Consider the following 19,291-nt stretch of genomic DNA (forward strand, 5'->3'; position numbering starts at 1 on the left):
CTGTGTTTTCTATGACATAAGAATGAAAATTTTATGTCGCTTTATGCCAGCACTGCTAGGCTTTAGGAATAACTAATATTGTTCGAGCGGGTTAAATGACTGATATCACAGCGGTTCCGGACGAGGCCTTTGCCGCTTCCGAAGGTGTATCACTGCTACATCGCAGAGTTCATCAATACATCAAAGGTGAACCCCTGCATGTTCTCATTTTGGGGCGTAATGAGGCGACCGAGGCACTTGAAGGTGCAATTACGGCGGCTGGCTATAAAGTGAAAATGGTCGACTCGATCTCGCACCTGTTAGCCCGCGAAGAAGCCAACACCTTTGCAGTGATTATTGATCTTGATGAACTGTCGAAAAAGCAACACGGCTGGCTGATCGACATGGCGGAGAGCAATAAACAGTGGCCGGTGATTGCACTCAGTAGCCAGGACACTCTGTCACTTCGCGCGACTGCCGTGCGTATGGGCGGGCAGGCGTTTGTTACCACGCCGGTGGATGTGAATCAGGTATTGCTCGAGCTTGATGCACTCAGTGAGCGGTTTGAACGCGACCCGTATCATGTATTGGTGGTCGATGATCAGCAGTCGGTGGCCGACTTCCATTCTGAGATCCTGAAAAAAGCCGGCTTTGTCACTCACACCATTGTGACACCGCTCGAACAGCTGATGCCTTATCTGCAGGATAATATTCCGGATCTGATTCTGCTCGACTTATATATGCCGGATATTAACGGCCAGGAACTGGCTGGCATTATTCGCCAGATGGACAACCTGATCTCGGTTCCTATTGTTTTCCTGTCGTGTGAAATGAGTCCGCAGCAACAGTTAAAGTCGTTGTGCACCGGAGCGGATACCTTCCTGACCAAACCTGTGCGCTCCGCTGATTTGTTATCCGCGGTGGAATCCCGTATTCGCCGGGGTCGTACGGTACGTAATCTGGTGATGCGTGATCCGTTAACCGGATTGTTAAATCGTCGTGAGACCATGCGCCGCCTTGAAGAGGAGCGGGTGCGTTACTGTCGTTATGGCCACAATATGTGCCTGGCGATGCTGGATCTGGATCGTTTTAAATCGATTAACGATACCTATGGTCACGCGGTGGGTGACAAGGTCATCAAACATTTTGCCATGATGTTGAAATCCTGCCTGCGAGAGAACGATATTATTGGTCGCTGGGGTGGTGAAGAATTTGTGGTCGCCTTATGTGAAACTGGCCCGGAAACCGCACAGCAGGTGCTTGACCGGGTTGCCATGAAATTAAAAGAGCAAAGCCCGTGCGCTGAGTTTAATTATTCGTTCTCCGGTGGTCTGGTGTGTTGTGATCAGGGGTTAAGCCTGGAAGGTATGTTGGATAAAGCCGATCAGGCGCTGTATAAAGCTAAAGAAAATGGCCGTAACCAGGTGTGTATTGCTGCGCTGGACAATTAATGGTGAATCGCTGAGCTTCAGGCTGCAAACCTGCCTCGTTACAGCAGCCCTTAATGAAATCTTTATCTCTCTTATGAACAGGCTTTATGCCTGTTCTTTCGTTTAATGGCTTTTGATGGCTTTCCGGTAAGTCTGTTTCTGTTAAGGCTCTTTCCGTTAGGCTTTATATCGATAAGCTGCTTTCTGTAGCTCCGTTTCCTTCTGTTTTTTCGCACCTGCATGGTGCGAATAGATTGTTTTCAGCTCATTCGTTGTGCGTTTTTAACCTGAGTTTCTGCCGCAGATTCAATACAGCTTGAATAAATATCCCCCATAATTGGCCAAAACCATTATCTGGCATCTACTTTGCTAAAGCCTGTGTGATGTTCATCGTTACAACGCCGTAGCGATTGAAGAGGGCAATGAAGCACCTTAGGAGACATAAATAATTATGACCAGATAGAGAGAGTTCATTATGAGCGAATTAAATACCTCCGCTACGGCAAATAAAAAACGCATCATCGTCGTTGGCAACGGCATGGTCGGCCATCAGTTTTTGTCTACCCTGGCGTCCTCTGAAAACGCGTCCGACTACGAATTAATTACTTTTTCTGAAGAGCCACGTCTGGCTTACGACCGTGTTCAGTTGAGTAAATATTTTTCCGGTGCAACTGCAGACGATTTATCCCTGACGAATGAAGACGAATACCAACAACAAAGCATTCGTTACTTGTTGAAGGATAAAGTGGTTGCGATTAACAGCAGTGAAAAAACCATCACCACAGCAAATGGCTTAACCGAAAGCTACGACAAACTGGTATTAGCAACCGGTTCGTATCCATTTGTTCCTCCTATCCCGGGTAAAGATCAGGATCATTGCCTGGTTTACCGCACCATTGAAGATTTAGAAGCCATTTCTGCTTCCGCTGAACAAAGTAAAGTGGGTGTTGTTGTGGGCGGTGGTTTATTAGGGTTAGAAGCAGCTAACGCTCTGAAACAAGCCGGATTAGAAACCCATGTGGTTGAGTTCGCACCTCGCCTGATGGCGGTACAACTGGACAGTGGTGGTGGTGAATTATTACGCGCGAAGATTGAAGACCTTGGTGTTCGTGTTCATACCGAAAAAAATACTCAGGAAATTGTTGCCGGTGAAAACTGTCGTTACCGCATGAACTTTGCGGATGGCAGCTTCCTGGAAACCGATATGATTCTGTTTTCTGCGGGTATTCGTCCGCAGGATGAGCTGGCACGTCAATTTGATTTAACCATTGGTGAGCGTGGCGGTATCGTTATTAATGATTCCTGTCAGACTTCAGATCCGGATATTTACGCTATTGGTGAGTGCGCTCTTTGGGATAATAAGATTTATGGTTTAGTGGCACCGGGTTATCAGATGGCCAAGGTGGCAATTAATCATATTCAGGCCAGTTTCAGCGGCGATGCTGCAACGCTGGAATTCCAGGGTGCTGATATGTCGACCAAGCTGAAATTGCTGGGTGTTGATGTTGCTTCGATTGGTGACGCCCATGGCAGCAGTGAAGGCTGTCAGAGCTATGTGTTTAAAGACGAAGTCAGTGAAGTTTATAAGCGTTTAATTGTATCCGCCGATGGCAAAAAGCTGTTGGGTGCCGTGTTGGTGGGTGACGTTGAAGCATACGGCTCTCTGTTGCAGCTGAAATTAAATGACATGGACATTCCCGGTGATCCAGCAGCCTTATTATTGCCCGCTGCCTCTGATGACGAAGGTGGTGCGGGCTTAGGTGTCGCAGCTCTGCCTGAAACGGCTCAGATTTGTTCCTGTTTTGATGTGACCAAAGGTGATATCGCGGCTGCTGTACAGGGGGGTTGCTGCACCATGGGTGATATTAAAGATGCGACCAAAGCGTCAACCGGATGTGGCGGTTGTGCGGCATTAACCAAGCAGGTAATGGACGCTGAACTCGAATCACTGGGTGTTGAAGTTAATAACGACCTGTGTGAACACTTCGCGTATTCACGTCAGGAGCTGGCGGATATTATCCGGGTTAAAGGGTTTACAACATTTAAAGAAGTACTGGCCGAGCACGGTAAAGGTCATGGTTGTGAAATCTGTAAGCCAACCATTGGTTCGATTCTGGCCTCATTCGAAAATGAGTATGTACTGAAAGACGATCACATCGGTTTGCAGGACACCAACGATATTTTCCTAGGGAATATGCAGAAAGATGGTACCTATTCGATTGTGCCGCGTGTTGCTGGTGGTGAAATTACGCCGGAAAAACTGATTGTTCTCGGCGAAGTGGCAAAAGAATACGATCTGTATACCAAAATTACCGGTGGTCAGCGTATTGATTTATTTGGTGCTCAGTTGCACGAATTACCTGAAATTTGGGGCAAGCTGGTGGACGCCGGATTTGAAACCGGTCATGCCTATGGTAAATCGCTGCGTACCGTAAAATCCTGCGTTGGCAGCACCTGGTGCCGTTACGGTGTTCTGGATTCAGTGTCGATGGCCATTGCTCTGGAAGACCGTTATAAAGGTTTGCGCGCACCACATAAAATTAAATTTGCCGTTTCCGGATGCACCCGGGAATGTGCGGAAGCACAAAGCAAAGATATTGGTGTTATCGCCACAGAGAATGGCTGGAATTTATACGTTTGTGGTAATGGTGGCATGCGCCCGCGTCATGGTGATTTATTTGCGACTGACCTTGATGACGAAACACTGGTGAAATACATCGATCGCATTCTGATGTTTTATGTGCGTACCGGTGACCGCCTGCAACGTACTTCGGTATGGATGGAAAACCTCGAAGGCGGGCTCGACTATCTGCGTGAAGTAGTCATCGACGATAAGCTGGATATTAACAGCGAACTCGAAGATGCGATGACGAAGGTAGTAAGCACTTACCAGTGTGAGTGGAAAACCACGATTAATGACACTGAAAAACTCAAACGCTTTAAGCACTTTATCAACTCCGACGACGAAGACAGCGCTTTGTATTATGTACGTGAGCGTGGCCAGCGACGTCCGGCAACGGAAGCAGAGAAAATCGAACTGATTGAACTGAATCCGGTGGAATAACTGTATTTAATCAATGCCTGGCAGGCAACTGCCGGGCACATCAAATTTTCATAAAAATGTGTATTTATTTTCAGGAGATCCGTGATGTCTGACTGGATTGCTGTATGTGATTTAAATGATATTGCTCCGGATACCGGTGTGTGTGCTGCGTTGGCCGGAGAGCAGGTCGCTTTGTTTCGCTTAGGGAATAGCGAGCAGGTTTTTGCCGTATCCAATTACGACCCGTTTGGTAAAGCCAATGTGTTATCGCGCGGGATTATCGGTTCTGTTGGTGAGCAGCTGGTTGTGGCGTCACCTCTGTACAAACAACACTTCGATCTGGCAACCGGTGTGTGTCTCGAATATGACGAAGTTTCATTAAAAACATTTCAGGTTAAGGTCGAGAACGACCAGATACTGTTAGCGGCATAAAAGATTGGGTTAGTAAGGTTTAGTTATGACTACGGAAAAATTTAATATTTTTTCATTCAGCGGAAAAATGAAAACACTGCATTTAAGTTGGATGGCATTTTTTATCACCTTCCTTGTGTGGTTTAACCACGCTCCTTTATTACAGGCGATTGCAGCCAGTTTAGGGTTGGCTCCTTCGGAAGTAAAAACCCTGTTGATTCTTAACGTCGCTTTAACCATTCCTGCACGTGTTGTTATCGGCATGCTGACCGACCGCTTTGGTCCACGGCTGGTTTATTCTGCTTTGTTAGCAATTTGTTCGATTCCGTGTTTTATGTTCGCACTGGCGGATGACTTTACCCAGGCGGCGATTGCCCGATTCCTGTTAGGCTTTATTGGCGCTGGTTTCGTTATTGGTATTCGTCTGGTGAGTGAATGGTTCCCGGCTAATGAGCTGGGTACCGCTGAAGGCATTTACGGTGGCTGGGGTAACTTTGGTTCCGCTGCTGCTGCATTTACCTTACCTGTGGTTGCTCTGGCTTTTGGTGGAGATGACGGCTGGCGTTATGCTGTTGGTATTACCGGTGCATTAAGCCTGGTGTTCGCTTTTATCTTTTATGCCAACGTTTCTGATACACCAAAAGGTTCTACCTATTTCCGTCCGAAAAATCTTGGTGCACTGGAAGTGACCAGCAAGGGAGACTTTTTCTTCCTGCTGATTATGAAGGTGCCTATGTACGCAGCTCTGGCATTATTAACCTGGAAGCTGTCACCAGCGGGTGTCAGTTTGTTATCCGATACCACTGCCTTGTTATGTTACGTTGGTTTGGTTCTGTTATTCCTGTACGAACTGACTCATGTCTGGAAGGTAAACAAGCACGTGTTTGAAGCACCGGTGGACGAAGTTCATCAATACAAATTCAAACAGGTTGCGGTATTAAACGTATTGTATTTTGCGACGTTCGGTTCTGAACTGGCCGTAGTGTCTATGTTGCCGTTATTCTTTGCTGAGACTTTTGAATTAACGCCGGTATTGGCTGGTATGGTGGCTTCGGCATACGCCTTTATGAATCTGATGTCGCGTCCGGGTGGTGGCTGGCTATCGGATAAATTTGGCCGTAAATCTACCTTGTTGATTTTGACGGCTGGCCTGGCTGTGGGGTACTACGTTATGTCGATGGTGGATAGCAGCTGGCCGCTGTGGTTAGCAGTTGTTGCTGCGATGGCATGTTCTTTCTTTGTACAATCCGGCGAAGGCGCTGTGTTCGCAGCGGTACCATTAATTAAGCGTCGTTTGACCGGCCAGATCGCTGGTATGACCGGAGCCTATGGTAACGTTGGTGCGGTAACCTATCTGACGGTACTGTCGCTGGTTGATTACTCAACCTTCTTCCTGGTGATTGCTGCTACCGCTGTGGTTGGTTTCGTAGCGCTGTTGGCAATGGAAGAGCCGGAAGGTCATATGGCCGAGATTAATGAAGATGGTTCGGTTGAGTTAATTAAGGTTTCTTAATCCGAAGATGTGCAGGCGTTCAGGCTTTTGATTTTTGACCGTCTATTGCATGGATGCAATAGTCGAGCGTACAGGGAAGTACTCACCGCGTGTCAAAAAGTAAAAGTCTGAATGTCTGTACGTCGAACGAGTGTCTATTGTTAATATGCCCGAAACTTTCAGCTATGAGCTTATAAAAGCAATATAGGAATTTATAGCTCGGCACGCTGTATATACGTCCTTGTAAGCTCGGCTGCTGCGTCCTGCAGCAGACGGCCGATCAACAAACACCTACATTACTTCTATAAATGTTGTTGCTGCTGTTAAAAGTACTCCGGTATCTTAACTGTGTGGAAAGCATCCGAACTTTTAAGAGTGGATATGGCGGTTGTGATGGTTGAGCAATTAAAAGTCAGTTTTGGTGGTTATTCGACGGCAGGTATGAAAGATGAAAATCAGGATGCCTTTGCTGCCCATCAACCCGGACTGTCTCAGGCAAAATACAAAGGTATTGGTGTTTGTATTGCCGATGGTGTGAGCTGTAGCGAGCAGGCTCAATTAGCGTCCAGTACCGCTGTTACCCATTTTTTACAGGACTACTATTGCACACCGGATAGCTGGGACGTAAAAACCTCAGCCAGTAAAGTGCTTTCTTCGCTAAATGCCTGGTTATATCACCATGGGCAACAAGCCAGTGCGCGTCATAATGGTCTGGTTACCACCTTCAGTTCATTAATTGCCAAATCCAACAGCGCCCATATTTTCCATGCCGGTGACAGCCGGATTTATCGTTATCGTGTGGCTGATAAAAATCAGGACGCTGAATTCGAGCAGCTCACCCGCGATCATTGTATCAGTCAGGGCAATCCGCAAAAGGGTGGGAAGGTCTATCTAAGCCGGGCTCTGGGAATGGATAATCACCTGGAAGTTGATTATCACTGCGTCGATATTCATCCGGGTGATTATTTCTTATTTTCTACCGATGGTGTGCACGAATATTTCAGCACCGCAGAAATAAAACAGTGGTTTTCACAGTTCAGCCTGGAAGACCAGCAATATCAGTTTGAACAGGCTTGTCAGCAATTGGTCGAACAGGCATTGCAGCGTGGCAGCGACGACAACTGCAGCTGTTTTGTATTACGTATCGAACAGACACCAACACCGGACATTGTTGAAGCACAGCGCCAGTTGAGCGAAAGAGTTATTCCTCCGGTGCTGGAGGTGGGGCACAAAATCGATCAGTTGCTGGTTCAGAAAGTACTGTACAGCGGTACCCGCAGTCACGTTTATCTGGTCGAAAACAGTGAAAAAAAGAAGTTTGTGTTAAAGGCACCTTCCGCTAATTTCAGCGATGACCTGGTGTATCTGGATGGTTTTGCCCGTGAACAGTGGGTGGGCAATCGGGTTGATCACAGCAATATTATGAAAATTCATCCGGTTCGTGATGGCAGCCGTTTTCTCTATCATTTGTGTGAATACGTGGAAGGAACGTCATTGCGGCAATGGATGCATGATCATCCATCGCCATCGTTAAAAGAAGTACGTGATATTGTTGAACAGATTATTCATGGCCTGCGGGCTTTCCAACGTCTTGGCATGGTTCACCGTGATCTGAAACCTGAAAATATTCTGATCACAAATGATGGCAGAGTTAAGTTAATCGATTTTGGTACCGTGTCAGTGCAGGGGTTAGCAGAAGTTGCTAACGCCGTTGAAGAAGATTGCCCGGTTGGCTCAGTGTTATATATCGCTCCCGAATATGTGATGCATAGCGTTGCCGGAACTCAAAGTGACTTATTCTCCTTAGCGGTGATTATCTATGAAATGCTGGCGGGCAAAACGCCCTATGAGATGGAAGAGGTGCATCGTAAAACACCCAAATCCACCTCGGAATGGCAATATCGTTCGTTAAAGCTGTTACGCCCTGATATACCTGTATGGCTCGATTTAGCATTGGAAAAAGCCTGCCATGCAAATATTCAGAAGCGCCATCAGGCGTACTCTGAGTTATGGCAGGATCTTAATCAGCCGAATCTGGCTTTGGTTGGCAAAGCCGCTAAACGTCCGCTGATTGAACGAAACCCTTTGCGTTTCTGGCAGGGCACCAGTTTGCTGTTGTTGGTCATTATTATCGTCCAGCAAGTGCTACTGGCCGCTTAAGTGGTACCTTGAACGACACGCCAAATGACAGATCGCCTGAATATCTCATCTGGTAACTTTGTGCCACTTTTTAAATACCAAGGTTCGATACTAAAGTAGATACCAAAGTAGATACCGAAGTAGATACCAAAAGCACCCCATTATTGTGCCTAAGTCGCAGCGCAAATCCGTGCGTTTTTTGATCTGAGTCGTTGAAAAATACAATTGTTGTCCAACTTATCAAAAAACGTGGCGTTCTGAATATCCTCGTCTAGCCTGTACATCAGAATTATATGCTCGTGATAGAGGTCGAGATGTCGTTGTTTCTGAATCTTTCCATTCGGATGAAGTTGTTAATATCCATTATCCTGCCGCTGTTGTTAGTTTGTTTCTTCGCCGCCAAAGCGCTTTATACGGAGCGCAAACTGGTTGTTAGCCTGGAACAGGCAGAAACCTTAATTAATTTGTCTCTGATATCCAGTAACCTGGTGCATGAAATCCAGAAAGAAAGGGGCGCCTCGTCAGTTTATATCGCCAGTCAGGGGGAAACGTTTTCGCGCGAATTAGCGCAGCAGAAACAACAAACCGATACTGTGTTTGATCGCTTCAGTCGTTATGTTGAACAACAACAGCTGGCGACTGGCTCAGATGAGCTGGCGCGTGATTTAAAAGCGATCATCGACAGCCGTCTGGCGGTTAATAAAATACGCCAGCAGGTTAAAAATCACACAATAGGTATGAAGACCGCCATTAGCTTTTATACCAATCTCAATACGGATTTATTGTCATTAACGGCGGGAATATCGCAGATCGTTGCCGACAAAGATATTTCCCGCGCGGCAACGGCTTACCTGTATTTTATGCAAGGCAAAGAACGTGCTGGTATCGAACGCGCGGTTATTGGCTCGGTATTGACGAAAGACAGTGCCGATGCCAATACCAAGGCAAAATATCTGGCATTAGGCGTTGAGCAGGCCCGGTTTTACCAGCTATTTCTCGACTTCAGCGATGCTGCTTTAACGCATACCATTCGTCAGATTATTTCCGGTCCGGCAATTGATGAAGTTGAGCGAATTCGCCGTATCACCCGTGAGAACGATCAGAATTTTGGTGTTGATGCGGTCTACTGGTTTCAGCAGGCAACCGAGCGTATTAATTTATTAAAGAAAGCTGAAGACAGCGTGGGTGCCAGCTTAACCGAATTTGTTGTCCGCAAGCGTCGCCAGGAAGAACAGACTTTCTATCTCTATTTATTGCTGGTGTGCTTGTTTGTCAGCGCAACCATTGCCATCAGTTTTTACAGTCAATTAATGATCAGCCGACAGCTGCATCGTTTATCGCAAGGTATGCAACATTTTGGCGACCATGCCGATCTCGATATCTATATTGAACCGTTGAGCCGGGATGACCTTGGCCGTTTAACCCGTACCTTTAACGAAACCATTCAACATATTCGGGCTATGGTGGGAGATATTTCCAGTGCCAGTTCCGATCTGCAACAGTCCTCGCTGGCGCTGCAGCAAGTGTCTGATGATGTTGAGCGCCAGGTTGAACAGGGCTTACAGCAAACCGAGCAGGCAGCGGCATCAATGACGGAAATGGATTCCAGTGTCAGGAACGTCAGTGAAAACTGTGCCGGGGCGTCTGTGCAGTCGTCCCGGGCGAATGAAGCGGCAAAACGCGGCGAACAGTTGCTGGCAATAACATCGGCGGATATTGCCGAGCTGGGAGATAACCTCAGCGCGACCCGTGAAGATATTGTTCGGGTTGAGTCACACAGTGCAGAGATTGGCTCGATTCTCGATGTCATTAAAGGCATTGCCGAACAAACCAACCTGCTGGCATTAAACGCTGCCATTGAAGCGGCACGTGCCGGAGAGCAAGGGCGCGGTTTTGCCGTAGTCGCCGATGAAGTGCGAACACTGGCGCAGAAAACTCAGGAATCGACTGGCCGTATTGAAGAAATGATTACGGTGCTGCAGCAGGGCAGTGTGCGCGCAGTGGAATCAATGAATATCAGTGCCAGTAAAGCCGATGCAACCCGCGAAAGTGTTATGACCATCATTGATGAGATCAGTAATATTGTTCTCCAGGTTGATAGTGTTAACGACCTGAACGCCAGCTCCGCTGCAGCAACAGAACAGCAGGCTGTGACGGTTGCAGATATCAGCCGCAATGTGGTGGAGATTCAGCAGCAATATGCAGATAACCAATCCAGTGTGGTGGGTATGGGGGATACGGCGGATAAAGTTGCTGAGCTGGCTCAGCAACTGAAAACCAGCATTGGCCGTTTTAAAATGAGTTAGGCAACCTTTGATTAATCACCGGATGTCAGGCCGCATCCTCACAAAAAGCCTGGCCAAAGGTGAGCAGTGAACGATAAGCAGAGACATCTTCGCCGTTACGCATTAACGAAAAATACCACTGGCTGTCGGCAACATCGCCAACGCATAAAGCACCTACTAAGCGGTTATTGTTAAGAATTATTTTTTTATAAATGGCCTGTTGCGGGTCGCGTAAGATAATCTCTTCATTGCCGGGCTCGGCGCTAATCTGACCCAGGCTGTGTACGTCGAGGCCGGATACTTTTAATTTGGTTAAATGCTGATTTTCACGGTAGGTCAGTGTACTGCTTTCTTCAATCAGTTCGGCGGCCAGCACTTTTGCCTGCTCCCAGATTGGTGCCACCAGACCGTAGGTAAATTGTTCGAACTGGCAACATTCACCAAAGGCATAAATTCCATCAAGACTGGTGCGCATACGCTCATCAACCTGAATACCACGATCACACATTAGACCGGCCAGCTGGGCAACCTGAATGGTTGGTTTAATTCCGGTAGCAAAAACCACCAGGTCGGTTGTCTGGGCATCATCATGGCCAGCCACTTGCCAGCTGATGGCGTCGACATGGCGATTGTTGCTGTTAATATGAATATCGTCTGCGCCGGTAACCACCCGGATACCACGTTGCTGTAATGCGCTGCCAAGTAACGTTGACGCTTCACTATCAAGCTGGCGGTTCATTAATACCGGATTACGATGCAACAGCGTGACTTCGATGCCATGAGAGCGTAATCCCACGGCTGCTTCAACACCTAATAAGCCGGCGCCAACAACGGTGGCAGTATGAATCTCAGGTGACTTCTCCAGCATATAATCGACGTCGTATAAATCGCGAAAGCCGATGACGTTATCAGCATCAACGCCGGGCAGAGCGGGAATAAACGATTCTGAGCCGGTAGCAATAACCAGTGCCTGATAACGGAATTGTGCGCCATTGGCACAAACAATCATTTTATTGTTATGACGAATATCACTGACCCAGTGGTTTAACAGCACACGGATACGGCGTTGTTGATACCAGTTATCGTCGTGTGGCGTAATCGCTTCCAGAGTGGTTTCGCCGGCTAATAACGGCGACAACATAATGCGGTTGTAGTGGGCCGAAGTTTCACCGCTGAGTACCAGAATTTCATCAAACGGATGTTGATCTCCCAGTTCTTCCAACAGGCGGTTAGCCGCCATACCGTTACCAATAATCACCAGATTGTTTGTTGTCATGTTATTAACCAGGGCTGAGTCTTAAATACGTCTGAAAAATAAAAAACACCGCAATCCCCGGTGTCGACAGGAGTGCTGTCGACATCCGGGTTGCGGCAAGTGAAGGAACTCTGAATGATCAGGCGATCAGAACTTCGCGCCGATCCAGGCCCACAGCTTATTGGTATCGTTAGCGGCATCATCCCCTTCTGAGAACGCCGCGTATTTGATACCGGCACTGAAGTTCTTATTGATCTTACCGGCGGCCAGTAAATTAATTTCGCTACCAAAATCTTCGCTGTCCTCAACGCCCGAGTAGGTGTGATAAGCAGCGACCAGTTTTACCGGACCGGCTTTGGTTGCAATCAACGCGTATTTATCGTCCAGACCCGCTGCTGGTGTGCCCAGGTAACGGTCTGCCCAGCCACCAAACTTATGGTTGGTACCGTATGGGGTAATAAATCCACCTTTACCGTCGTCGGAACCTTTGATTTCGTTACCCAGTTTGAAGGTAAAGCCAGAAACTTTAACGCCACCTTCCAGCAACACGTAAGTAGTATCGAACTCAGTACCGTTTTTTAATTCACGATTCTGAGTGGCGAATTCAGCACGGTATAACACCGTCAGAGAATCCAGTTTTTGCTTGCCATCCAGGTACGCACCGTAGGTATTAATGGTGGTTTCTGAATCTTTGTTATCCAGCAGGTAAGCGTAACCAGCTACTTTGCCCACAGGTAAACCACTATAAGACGCGTTTAATAAGTGGTCGCTGGTGTCATTGGCGGTAAAGTTCAGGAAGTTACGCTGATCGATGTAGGCGTAGGTCAGGTTCAATTTATCCTGTTTATAACCGAGTTTTACAGCATCGTAGGTCACTTCGTTCTGACGCCAGCCGACGTTCCCAATAAAGCGCGCGTTATCCAAAATGATACGCTGGCGACCAACCACGGCAGACATACCATCTTTGGCATAAGACAGCTGGAAGCGGTTCCATTCGGTATTTTCCGGGTCGGCAATCACGTCGTATTTCGCGTCTTCCGGAGCATACTCATCAACGATGGCACGAATGTCTTCCAGTTCGGCTAACAGTTTGAAACCGGAAAAATCAGCGGTTTCATAACCCACGCGAGAACGTAATGTCAGAGCGGTTGCTGCATCTGCGCCACCGTCGGTATCGGCAGTCTCGTAACGTAGGCGGAAGTTATTCAGAATTTTGCCATCTGTGAGTGCATCCATTGCAGCATTTGCCTGAACCTGAGCAGTGGTTGTCAGTGAGGCTGCCAGTACAGCTGCAGACAGTAGAGCCGGAGTCAGGTTGCGTGACGTTTTACGGTTGTTTTTCATAACTTCTCCAGAAGTGGTTGTATCCATAGTGAATTGTTTTAAGCGACTTTTTCGTTTGATTTCTCGGTGGCCGGTTTTTTAACCGACTGAATGTCCTCTACCTTTTTTTGTTTTTCGTACAGGAAGCTCAGTACCTGTTGGCGGTAGCGGTTGTATGTTGGGTCATCGGCGAGCTGAATACGGTTGCGTGGACGCTCCAGTTCGATATCCAGAATTTCGCCAATGGTGGCGGCAGGGCCGTTGGTCATCATGACAATACGGTCGGACAGCAGCACTGCTTCATCAACGTCATGGGTAATCATGATGACGGTGTTATTCAGTTCTTTCTGAATTTCCATCAGGGAATCCTGCAGGTGAGCACGGGTTAACGCATCCAGTGCGCCAAATGGCTCATCCATTAGTAATACCTGTGGTTCCATCGCCAGCGCCCGGGCAATACCCACCCGTTGTTTCATGCCGCCGGAAATTTCATCCGGGCGTTTATGCATGGCATGGCTCATGTGCACCAGTTCAAGGTTGTTCTCGATCCATTGCTTCATTTCGGCTTTTGATTTTTTGCCTTTAAATACCTGGTTAACGGCCAGCTCTACGTTTTCGTAGGCCGTCAGCCATGGCAGCAGCGAGTGATTCTGAAACACAACTGCTCGTTCCGGACCGGGCTCGTTCACTTCTTTGCCATTTAATACCGCGCCGCCTTCGGTGGCCTGCAGTAATCCGGCAACGATATTGAGCACGGTTGATTTACCACAGCCGGAGTGACCAATCAGTGAGATGTACTCACCTTGCTGAATTTTTAAATCAACATTCTGTAGCGCGCGGAAGGAGCCGTTTGGGGTTGGGAATTCGATGCCAACCTGAGTTAATTCAAGTAACGTTTTCATAAATAATTCCTCGATTAGCGTAAGGTGGCTGACTTGTCCCAGGACACGGACTTCTGAATAATCAACATCACACGATCCAGCATGAATCCAATAACACCGATGGTTAATACGGCAACCATAATGCGGCCCAGTGAGTTAGAGCTGCCGTTCTGGAATTCATCCCAGACAAATTTTCCCAGCCCCGGGTTTTGAGCCAACATTTCTGCGGCGATTAAAACCATCCAGGCAATACCAAGGGATAAACGTAAGCCGGTGAACACCATCGGAATGGAAGAAGGCAGTACGATTTTGCGAATATGGGTAAAGTAATTCAGACGTAATACCTGGCTAACGTTTAATAAATCTTTTGAAATTGACGCTACACCCACTGCGGTATTAATCATGGTTGGCCATAAGCAGCAGAGCATTACGGTGATCATCGAGGTAATAAATGATTTTGGTACCGTTGGGTCGTCAGAAACATATAAGGCACTGACCACCATGGTCACCAGAGGCAACCAGGCCAGCGGCGATACTGGCTTAAACAGCTGAATAACCGGGTTAAACGCAGAATATAAGTTGGCGCTTAAACCAATAACGATGCCAACCGGAATGGCGATAACTGACGCCAGCACGAAGCCGCTCAGTACCGTAATCAGGCTGGTACCAATCTGATCGAAATAGGTTGGTTTACCGGTGTATTCACGAATACGCGGCTGGTAATCAGGATCCTGGGCGATGCGAGCAGCATTGCGTTTTTCCTGGCGCAGGTAAAAGGCGTCTGCTTTTTCACGCTCTTCAACATGCTCTGAATACAATGCCGACGCCTGGGTCATGGCTTCATAAGGGCCAGGGAATTTACCCAGCGAGGTATTGATGTTGCTGGCCGCGGCGTGCCAGATCATTAAAAAGACTAATAAGCCAGCCAGAGGTATGCCGATATTTTTGGCGATAATCTGAAACTGCAGGCCAATATTTTCGCCTTTGCCGATTTTAATAATCGGTTCCAGCCAACTGACATTGGCGAGGTTGGGTAATGCGATGGTTCTGCTCATGGTTGCTTCCTGTCAGTTATTGTCGAAATTCAGGTTAATTAGGTGGTATCTGATAACGCTAACTGTGTAAAAACGGTTTCTGGTAAAAAATGGTTCTGATAAATGCGTTTAATCGGGTTACTGAGACGGGAAGGGCAAAGCCCTTCCGGCCCCGGTAACGATCAATCCATGCGGTTAAATCTTGTCCGAACCTTTTAAGCCGATTTTGAATTGTTCGAGGTATTCATTTGGCTTAGTACCATCGTAAGTCACGTTATCGATGAATTCGGTTTGTACAGGTTTGAAACCGGTTTCGGTTGCAAAATCCGGGAAGTCTTTTGCGTTAACCTTGCCTTCTTTAATCAGATCTTTTGCTGCGGCAGCGTAAATATCCGGACGGTAGACTTTTTTCGCGATTTCTTTGTACCAGTTATCCGATTTGGGTTCGGAGATCTGACCCCAGCGGCGCATTTGCGTCAGGTACCAGATAGCGTCGGAGTAGTATGGGTAGGTTGCGTTGTAACGGAAGAACACGTTGAAATCTGGCACTTCACGTTTGTCGCCTTTTTCATATTCGAAGGTACCGGTCATGGAGTTTGCAATCACATCATAATCCGCACCAACGTACTGGCTCTTAGCGAGAATTTTTACGGCTTCCGGACGGTTGGCGTTGTTGTTGGCATCCAGCCACTGAGCGGCACGGATCATGGCTTTTACAACACGTTTGTGAGTGTTCGGGTATTTGTCGGCCCAGCCTTTGCTAACACCAAACACTTTTTCCGGATTGTTTTTCCAGATCTCGTAATCGGTAATAACCGGTACACCAATGCCTTTAAATACCGCTTGTTGGTTCCATGGTTCGCCTACGCAGTAGCCGTAAATGGTTCCGGCTTCCATGGTGGCTGGCATTTGTGGTGGTGGCGTTACAGATAATAAAGCATCAGCATCAATCTGACCGGATGTATCACCCTTGTGCGGAGCGTAATAACCCGGGTGGATACCACCGGCAGCTAACCAGTAGCGCAGCTCGTAGTTGTGCGTCGATACCGGGAATACCATTCCCATGTTGAACGGTTTGCCGTCTTCTTTATATTTTTCAACCACCGGCTTTAACGCATCGGCTTTAATCGGGTGAACCGGTTTGCCATTTTCGTGTGGGATATTTTTTTTCATCTGTTTCCAGATGTCATTGGATACGGTAATGCCGTTACCATTTAAATCCATGCTGAAGGCGGTGATGATGTCAGCTTTGGTGCCAAAGCCAATCGTTGCCCCTAATGGCTGACCAGCCAACATATGCGCGCCATCTAACTGACCGTCGATCACCCGGTCCAGCAGTACTTTCCAGTTGGCCTGAGCTTCTAGTGTTACGTACAGGCCTTCGTCTTCAAAAAAGCCTTTTTCGTAAGCAACTGCCAGTGGTGCCATGTCGGTTAATTTAATAAAACCGAATTTAAGCTCTTCTTTTTCTGGCCAGTCTGAAGCTGCCGCAACAGGTGCTGCCAGCGTTGCCAGACCGGTGGAGACTACCAATGCTGCTTTCAGCAGGTTGCGTCTCAAGGTATTTATTCCTCGCATCTTTCTTCCCCTTTCTCAGGCCAAAAAAAAAACGCTAACGGATTCATTCCGTTAGCGTCGGTGCTAAATATAAATGCCCGGCAATGGGCATCGAATTAGTTTGTATACATGATCCACCGTTGGATCTCTGTGATCAGGATATAGCGAGGACTGTGCCAGTTTTAAAAAGTCCTTATGTGTTGCGGACTTGCGAGGATTGTTCGGTTTGTCCCCGGATAAAAGTACATATTGCAGGCACCAAAATAAATAAATACCTGCGGTTTAAGTAACAAAAATGGTGCACAAAACACTCACTGTGCTGGTGCGATAGCAATAGGGGAATGGCGCATTGTGGGGCGAAAATAAAATAGTCTGCGAAATATTGTGGTTTTTTATTGCGGCTTCAGCGAAGTATTTGTCCACCATTGAGTGTCAGGAACCGGAGTTCCGGCAGGCAGAGTTGGGTTGTCGAGAATAAAAATATTACGCTGATCGAACTTTAACTGCTCCATGAGCTCAGCATGATGTTTAACAAACAAAGCTTTAAAACTGCCGTTTGTTAACGCTTTGTTCAGGCCATCTTCCAGCCGACCTGCCAGCTCGTGATCATTTTTATGAACAAAAAAGTACACCGGGTAAGAGTAGAAAAAGGCGTTGTTACTTTCTATTTCGAGGGTTGGATATTGCTGCCGGAATCGCTTCAGCTCGGGAAATACTTCGTTGACGCCACGCGGGAAATAGCGAAAGCGTCCGGCGGTTAACATCGGAAAAACCGTTTCATACCGGGTTGCGGGCACCACTGTTAATTTATTGTGCCGCAGAACTTCGATGTCGCCCCAGTGCTGAACGAAACCCAGAGGGATTTGCTGCAGCTGCTCCAGAGTTGAGATCGGGTTAAACAGGTGCCGCTGGTCACTTGATATCAGAAATACCCGCATCCCCAGAATGCCCGCCATGATCGGAACCCGGATAGCGAGAAAATCCTGTTCCCGTTGTTTATTGGTGGCCAGAGAAACAACCCCGCGCAGCTTGCCGCTTTTTAACCAGCGTTGACCTCGCTGGTGCGGCAGATTATTCAGCGCCTGCAGTTTGATAGGAGCCTGGTCGGTGTTGTCATTATTCAGCCCGATGGCAAGCTGCAGCAGCTCGGTGCGATAGTCGTAGCGACCATCGGTCTGAAAGTAGCTGACGATCTGCTCGGGTTGAGCGGATAAACGCAGGCTAAACGGCAGGGTGATAATAAGAGTGATCAGAACGGTAACATTTCTCATGCTTCCAGCTTAGCTGAATGCATGAGAGTTGCCGTGATTATGGCTGCATTTGGCGTTATTGGTTCAGTGGCGTTTATGCCTCAGCGGCGCCAGCGAGAAATGAAATCTGGATGACTATAGAGAAGTCTGGCTGTAGCACTGGCTGGCAATGTCAGCGATGTTGCTGCTTTGCGGCAACCAGCCCCAGCGTTGCATTTGTTGCAGGAACCAAGTGGCATGCTGCTGTTGTGCTTCACAGGCACGCTCTGGACTAAACACCAGCATATCGGCGATGTATCGCGGTGGTTGCTCATTGCGATAAACAAATTGACCACTGAGCGCCGGTAATAAGCACTCCAGTGGCAGGTCCAGATGCTGGCTGAGTAATTCGGCGCCGGTTTGTGGGTTCTCAGCGGCCCATTGGCAACCGGCTTTGATGGCGCGGACAACGGCCGACAAGGTGTTCGGATGTTGCTGGCTCCAGTCCTGAGTGACACCAAGCACTTTATCCGGCGCTTCGTTCCATAAATCCGGGCCGGCCAATAAGCATTGGCCAACGCCTTGTTGAATCGCCACGCTGTTCCACGGCGCCCCGGCGAAGAAACCATCGATGTGCTGTTGCTGCAGGTGCTCCACCATTTGTGACGGCGGCAGCACGACAAGCTGTACATCTTCATCCGGGTTAACTCCGGCACCAGCCAGCCAATCGCGCAGCATCAGGTTGTGGACTGAAAACGGAAAGACCACCGCAAACACCAGTTTGTCGCCGCCTTCTCGCTTGTTCTGATCAATGATGGCTGCCAGCGTTTCACCTGCTTTGGTGCTGTTGGTGTACAGTTCATCCAGTGCCGTGTGGTCACTCAGGCGTTGTGCCAGGGCGTTGGAGATGGTTAAGGCATTGCCATTCAGTGCCAGTGACATAGGTGCCAGCATTGGTTTCTTCAGGCCGCCCAGGCCGATGTGGCTGGCGAGTAACATGGGTGCCAGCATTTGTGCGGCATCAAAATGACCAACAATGAGTTTGTCGCGAATATTGGCCCAGGACACTTCCTGCTGCAGTGTCACCTCCAAACCCTGTTGGCGGAAATAACCAAGCTCCTGTGCAGCGATCAGCGGCAGGCTGTCGCTTAGCGGCATGTATCCAATGGTCAGCGAGGTTTTTTCCGGGGTAGGGAATGAGGTGGTCATTTCGGCGTTCTCTGTTGCAGTGTC

At 48.0% G+C, this 19,291-nt stretch carries 13 protein-coding genes; 6 read left to right on the forward strand and 7 right to left on the reverse strand.

The annotated features are described in order from the left end of the window. The first annotated feature begins 95 nt into the window (after positions 1 to 95). The 6 genes from ACOQOZ_RS01980 (at position 96) to ACOQOZ_RS02005 (ending at position 10,800) form a co-directional block, all read left to right on the forward strand. Entirely contained in the window at positions 96 to 1,430 is a 1,335-nt protein-coding gene (locus tag ACOQOZ_RS01980; protein ID WP_420590610.1) for a diguanylate cyclase, read from the forward strand. A gap of 454 nt (positions 1,431 to 1,884) precedes the next feature. Beyond that, entirely contained in the window at positions 1,885 to 4,473 is a 2,589-nt protein-coding gene (gene nirB / locus ACOQOZ_RS01985) for a nitrite reductase large subunit NirB (RefSeq protein ID WP_420590611.1), read from the forward strand. Between the two features lie 84 nt (positions 4,474 to 4,557). Continuing rightward, entirely contained in the window at positions 4,558 to 4,884 is a 327-nt protein-coding gene (gene nirD / locus ACOQOZ_RS01990; RefSeq protein ID WP_420590612.1) for a nitrite reductase small subunit NirD, read from the forward strand. Between the two features lie 25 nt (positions 4,885 to 4,909). After that, entirely contained in the window at positions 4,910 to 6,376 is a 1,467-nt protein-coding gene (locus ACOQOZ_RS01995; RefSeq protein WP_420590613.1) for a NarK family nitrate/nitrite MFS transporter, read from the forward strand. Between the two features lie 327 nt (positions 6,377 to 6,703). Then, positions 6,704 to 8,515: a protein kinase domain-containing protein gene (locus ACOQOZ_RS02000; protein ID WP_420590614.1), complete on the forward strand. Its 1,812-nt coding sequence runs from the start codon at positions 6,704 to 6,706 to the stop codon at positions 8,513 to 8,515. Positions 8,516 to 8,787: 272 nt separating this feature from the next. After that, the gene (locus tag ACOQOZ_RS02005; protein ID WP_420590615.1) at positions 8,788 to 10,800 is read left to right on the forward strand and encodes a methyl-accepting chemotaxis protein; all 2,013 of its coding nucleotides are present in this window, start codon (positions 8,788 to 8,790) and stop codon (positions 10,798 to 10,800) included. A gap of 25 nt (positions 10,801 to 10,825) precedes the next feature. Here ACOQOZ_RS02005 and ACOQOZ_RS02010 read toward each other — a convergent pair whose 3' ends face one another. The 7 genes from ACOQOZ_RS02010 to ACOQOZ_RS02040 all read right to left on the reverse strand — a co-directional run bounded on the left by ACOQOZ_RS02010 (position 10,826) and on the right by ACOQOZ_RS02040 (position 19,267). Continuing rightward, positions 10,826 to 12,055, reverse strand: a complete 1,230-nt coding sequence (locus tag ACOQOZ_RS02010) for an NAD(P)/FAD-dependent oxidoreductase (RefSeq protein ID WP_420590616.1) — start codon at positions 12,053 to 12,055, stop codon at positions 10,826 to 10,828. A gap of 126 nt (positions 12,056 to 12,181) precedes the next feature. After that, positions 12,182 to 13,378 (reverse strand): hypothetical protein, encoded by a 1,197-nt coding sequence (locus ACOQOZ_RS02015; protein ID WP_420590617.1) that lies wholly within the window; start codon positions 13,376 to 13,378, stop codon positions 12,182 to 12,184. A gap of 38 nt (positions 13,379 to 13,416) precedes the next feature. Next, positions 13,417 to 14,259, reverse strand: coding sequence for an ABC transporter ATP-binding protein (locus ACOQOZ_RS02020; RefSeq protein ID WP_420590618.1), 843 nt, complete (start codon positions 14,257 to 14,259; stop codon positions 13,417 to 13,419). A 14-nt stretch (positions 14,260 to 14,273) separates the two neighbouring features. After that, on the reverse strand, positions 14,274 to 15,293 hold the full coding sequence (locus ACOQOZ_RS02025) for an ABC transporter permease (RefSeq protein ID WP_420590619.1): 1,020 nt from the start codon (positions 15,291 to 15,293) through the stop codon (positions 14,274 to 14,276). A gap of 174 nt (positions 15,294 to 15,467) precedes the next feature. Beyond that, complete coding sequence (locus ACOQOZ_RS02030; RefSeq protein WP_420590620.1) at positions 15,468 to 16,850, reverse strand: CmpA/NrtA family ABC transporter substrate-binding protein; 1,383 nt, start codon at positions 16,848 to 16,850, stop codon at positions 15,468 to 15,470. Positions 16,851 to 17,221: 371 nt separating this feature from the next. After that, positions 17,222 to 18,100, reverse strand: coding sequence for a hypothetical protein (locus tag ACOQOZ_RS02035; RefSeq protein WP_420590621.1), 879 nt, complete (start codon positions 18,098 to 18,100; stop codon positions 17,222 to 17,224). A gap of 114 nt (positions 18,101 to 18,214) precedes the next feature. Then, entirely contained in the window at positions 18,215 to 19,267 is a 1,053-nt protein-coding gene (locus tag ACOQOZ_RS02040; protein ID WP_420590622.1) for a CmpA/NrtA family ABC transporter substrate-binding protein, read from the reverse strand. Positions 19,268 to 19,291: the final 24 nt, after the last annotated feature.

It is taken from the genome of Bacterioplanoides sp. (genome assembly GCF_965219715.1).
GTDB lineage: Bacteria > Pseudomonadota > Gammaproteobacteria > Pseudomonadales > Oceanobacteraceae > Bacterioplanoides.

Excerpts from the sequence above, each read along its gene's own strand:
- ACOQOZ_RS01980 (WP_420590610.1), top strand. The coding sequence starts at position 96 with ATGACTGATATCACAGCGGTTCCGGACGAGGCCTTTGCCGCTTCCGAA.
- ACOQOZ_RS02015 (WP_420590617.1), bottom strand. The coding sequence starts at position 13,378 with ATGAAAAACAACCGTAAAACGTCACGCAACCTGACTCCGGCTCTACTG.
- ACOQOZ_RS02035 (WP_420590621.1), bottom strand. The coding sequence starts at position 18,100 with ATGAGAAATGTTACCGTTCTGATCACTCTTATTATCACCCTGCCGTTT.
- ACOQOZ_RS02040 (WP_420590622.1), bottom strand. The coding sequence starts at position 19,267 with ATGACCACCTCATTCCCTACCCCGGAAAAAACCTCGCTGACCATTGGA.
- nirD (WP_420590612.1), top strand. The coding sequence starts at position 4,558 with ATGTCTGACTGGATTGCTGTATGTGATTTAAATGATATTGCTCCGGAT.
- nirB (WP_420590611.1), top strand. The coding sequence starts at position 1,885 with ATGAGCGAATTAAATACCTCCGCTACGGCAAATAAAAAACGCATCATC.
- ACOQOZ_RS02025 (WP_420590619.1), bottom strand. The coding sequence starts at position 15,293 with ATGAGCAGAACCATCGCATTACCCAACCTCGCCAATGTCAGTTGGCTG.
- ACOQOZ_RS02020 (WP_420590618.1), bottom strand. The coding sequence starts at position 14,259 with ATGAAAACGTTACTTGAATTAACTCAGGTTGGCATCGAATTCCCAACC.
- ACOQOZ_RS02005 (WP_420590615.1), top strand. The coding sequence starts at position 8,788 with ATGCTCGTGATAGAGGTCGAGATGTCGTTGTTTCTGAATCTTTCCATT.
- ACOQOZ_RS01995 (WP_420590613.1), top strand. The coding sequence starts at position 4,910 with ATGACTACGGAAAAATTTAATATTTTTTCATTCAGCGGAAAAATGAAA.
- ACOQOZ_RS02010 (WP_420590616.1), bottom strand. The coding sequence starts at position 12,055 with ATGACAACAAACAATCTGGTGATTATTGGTAACGGTATGGCGGCTAAC.
- ACOQOZ_RS02030 (WP_420590620.1), bottom strand. The coding sequence starts at position 16,850 with ATGCGAGGAATAAATACCTTGAGACGCAACCTGCTGAAAGCAGCATTG.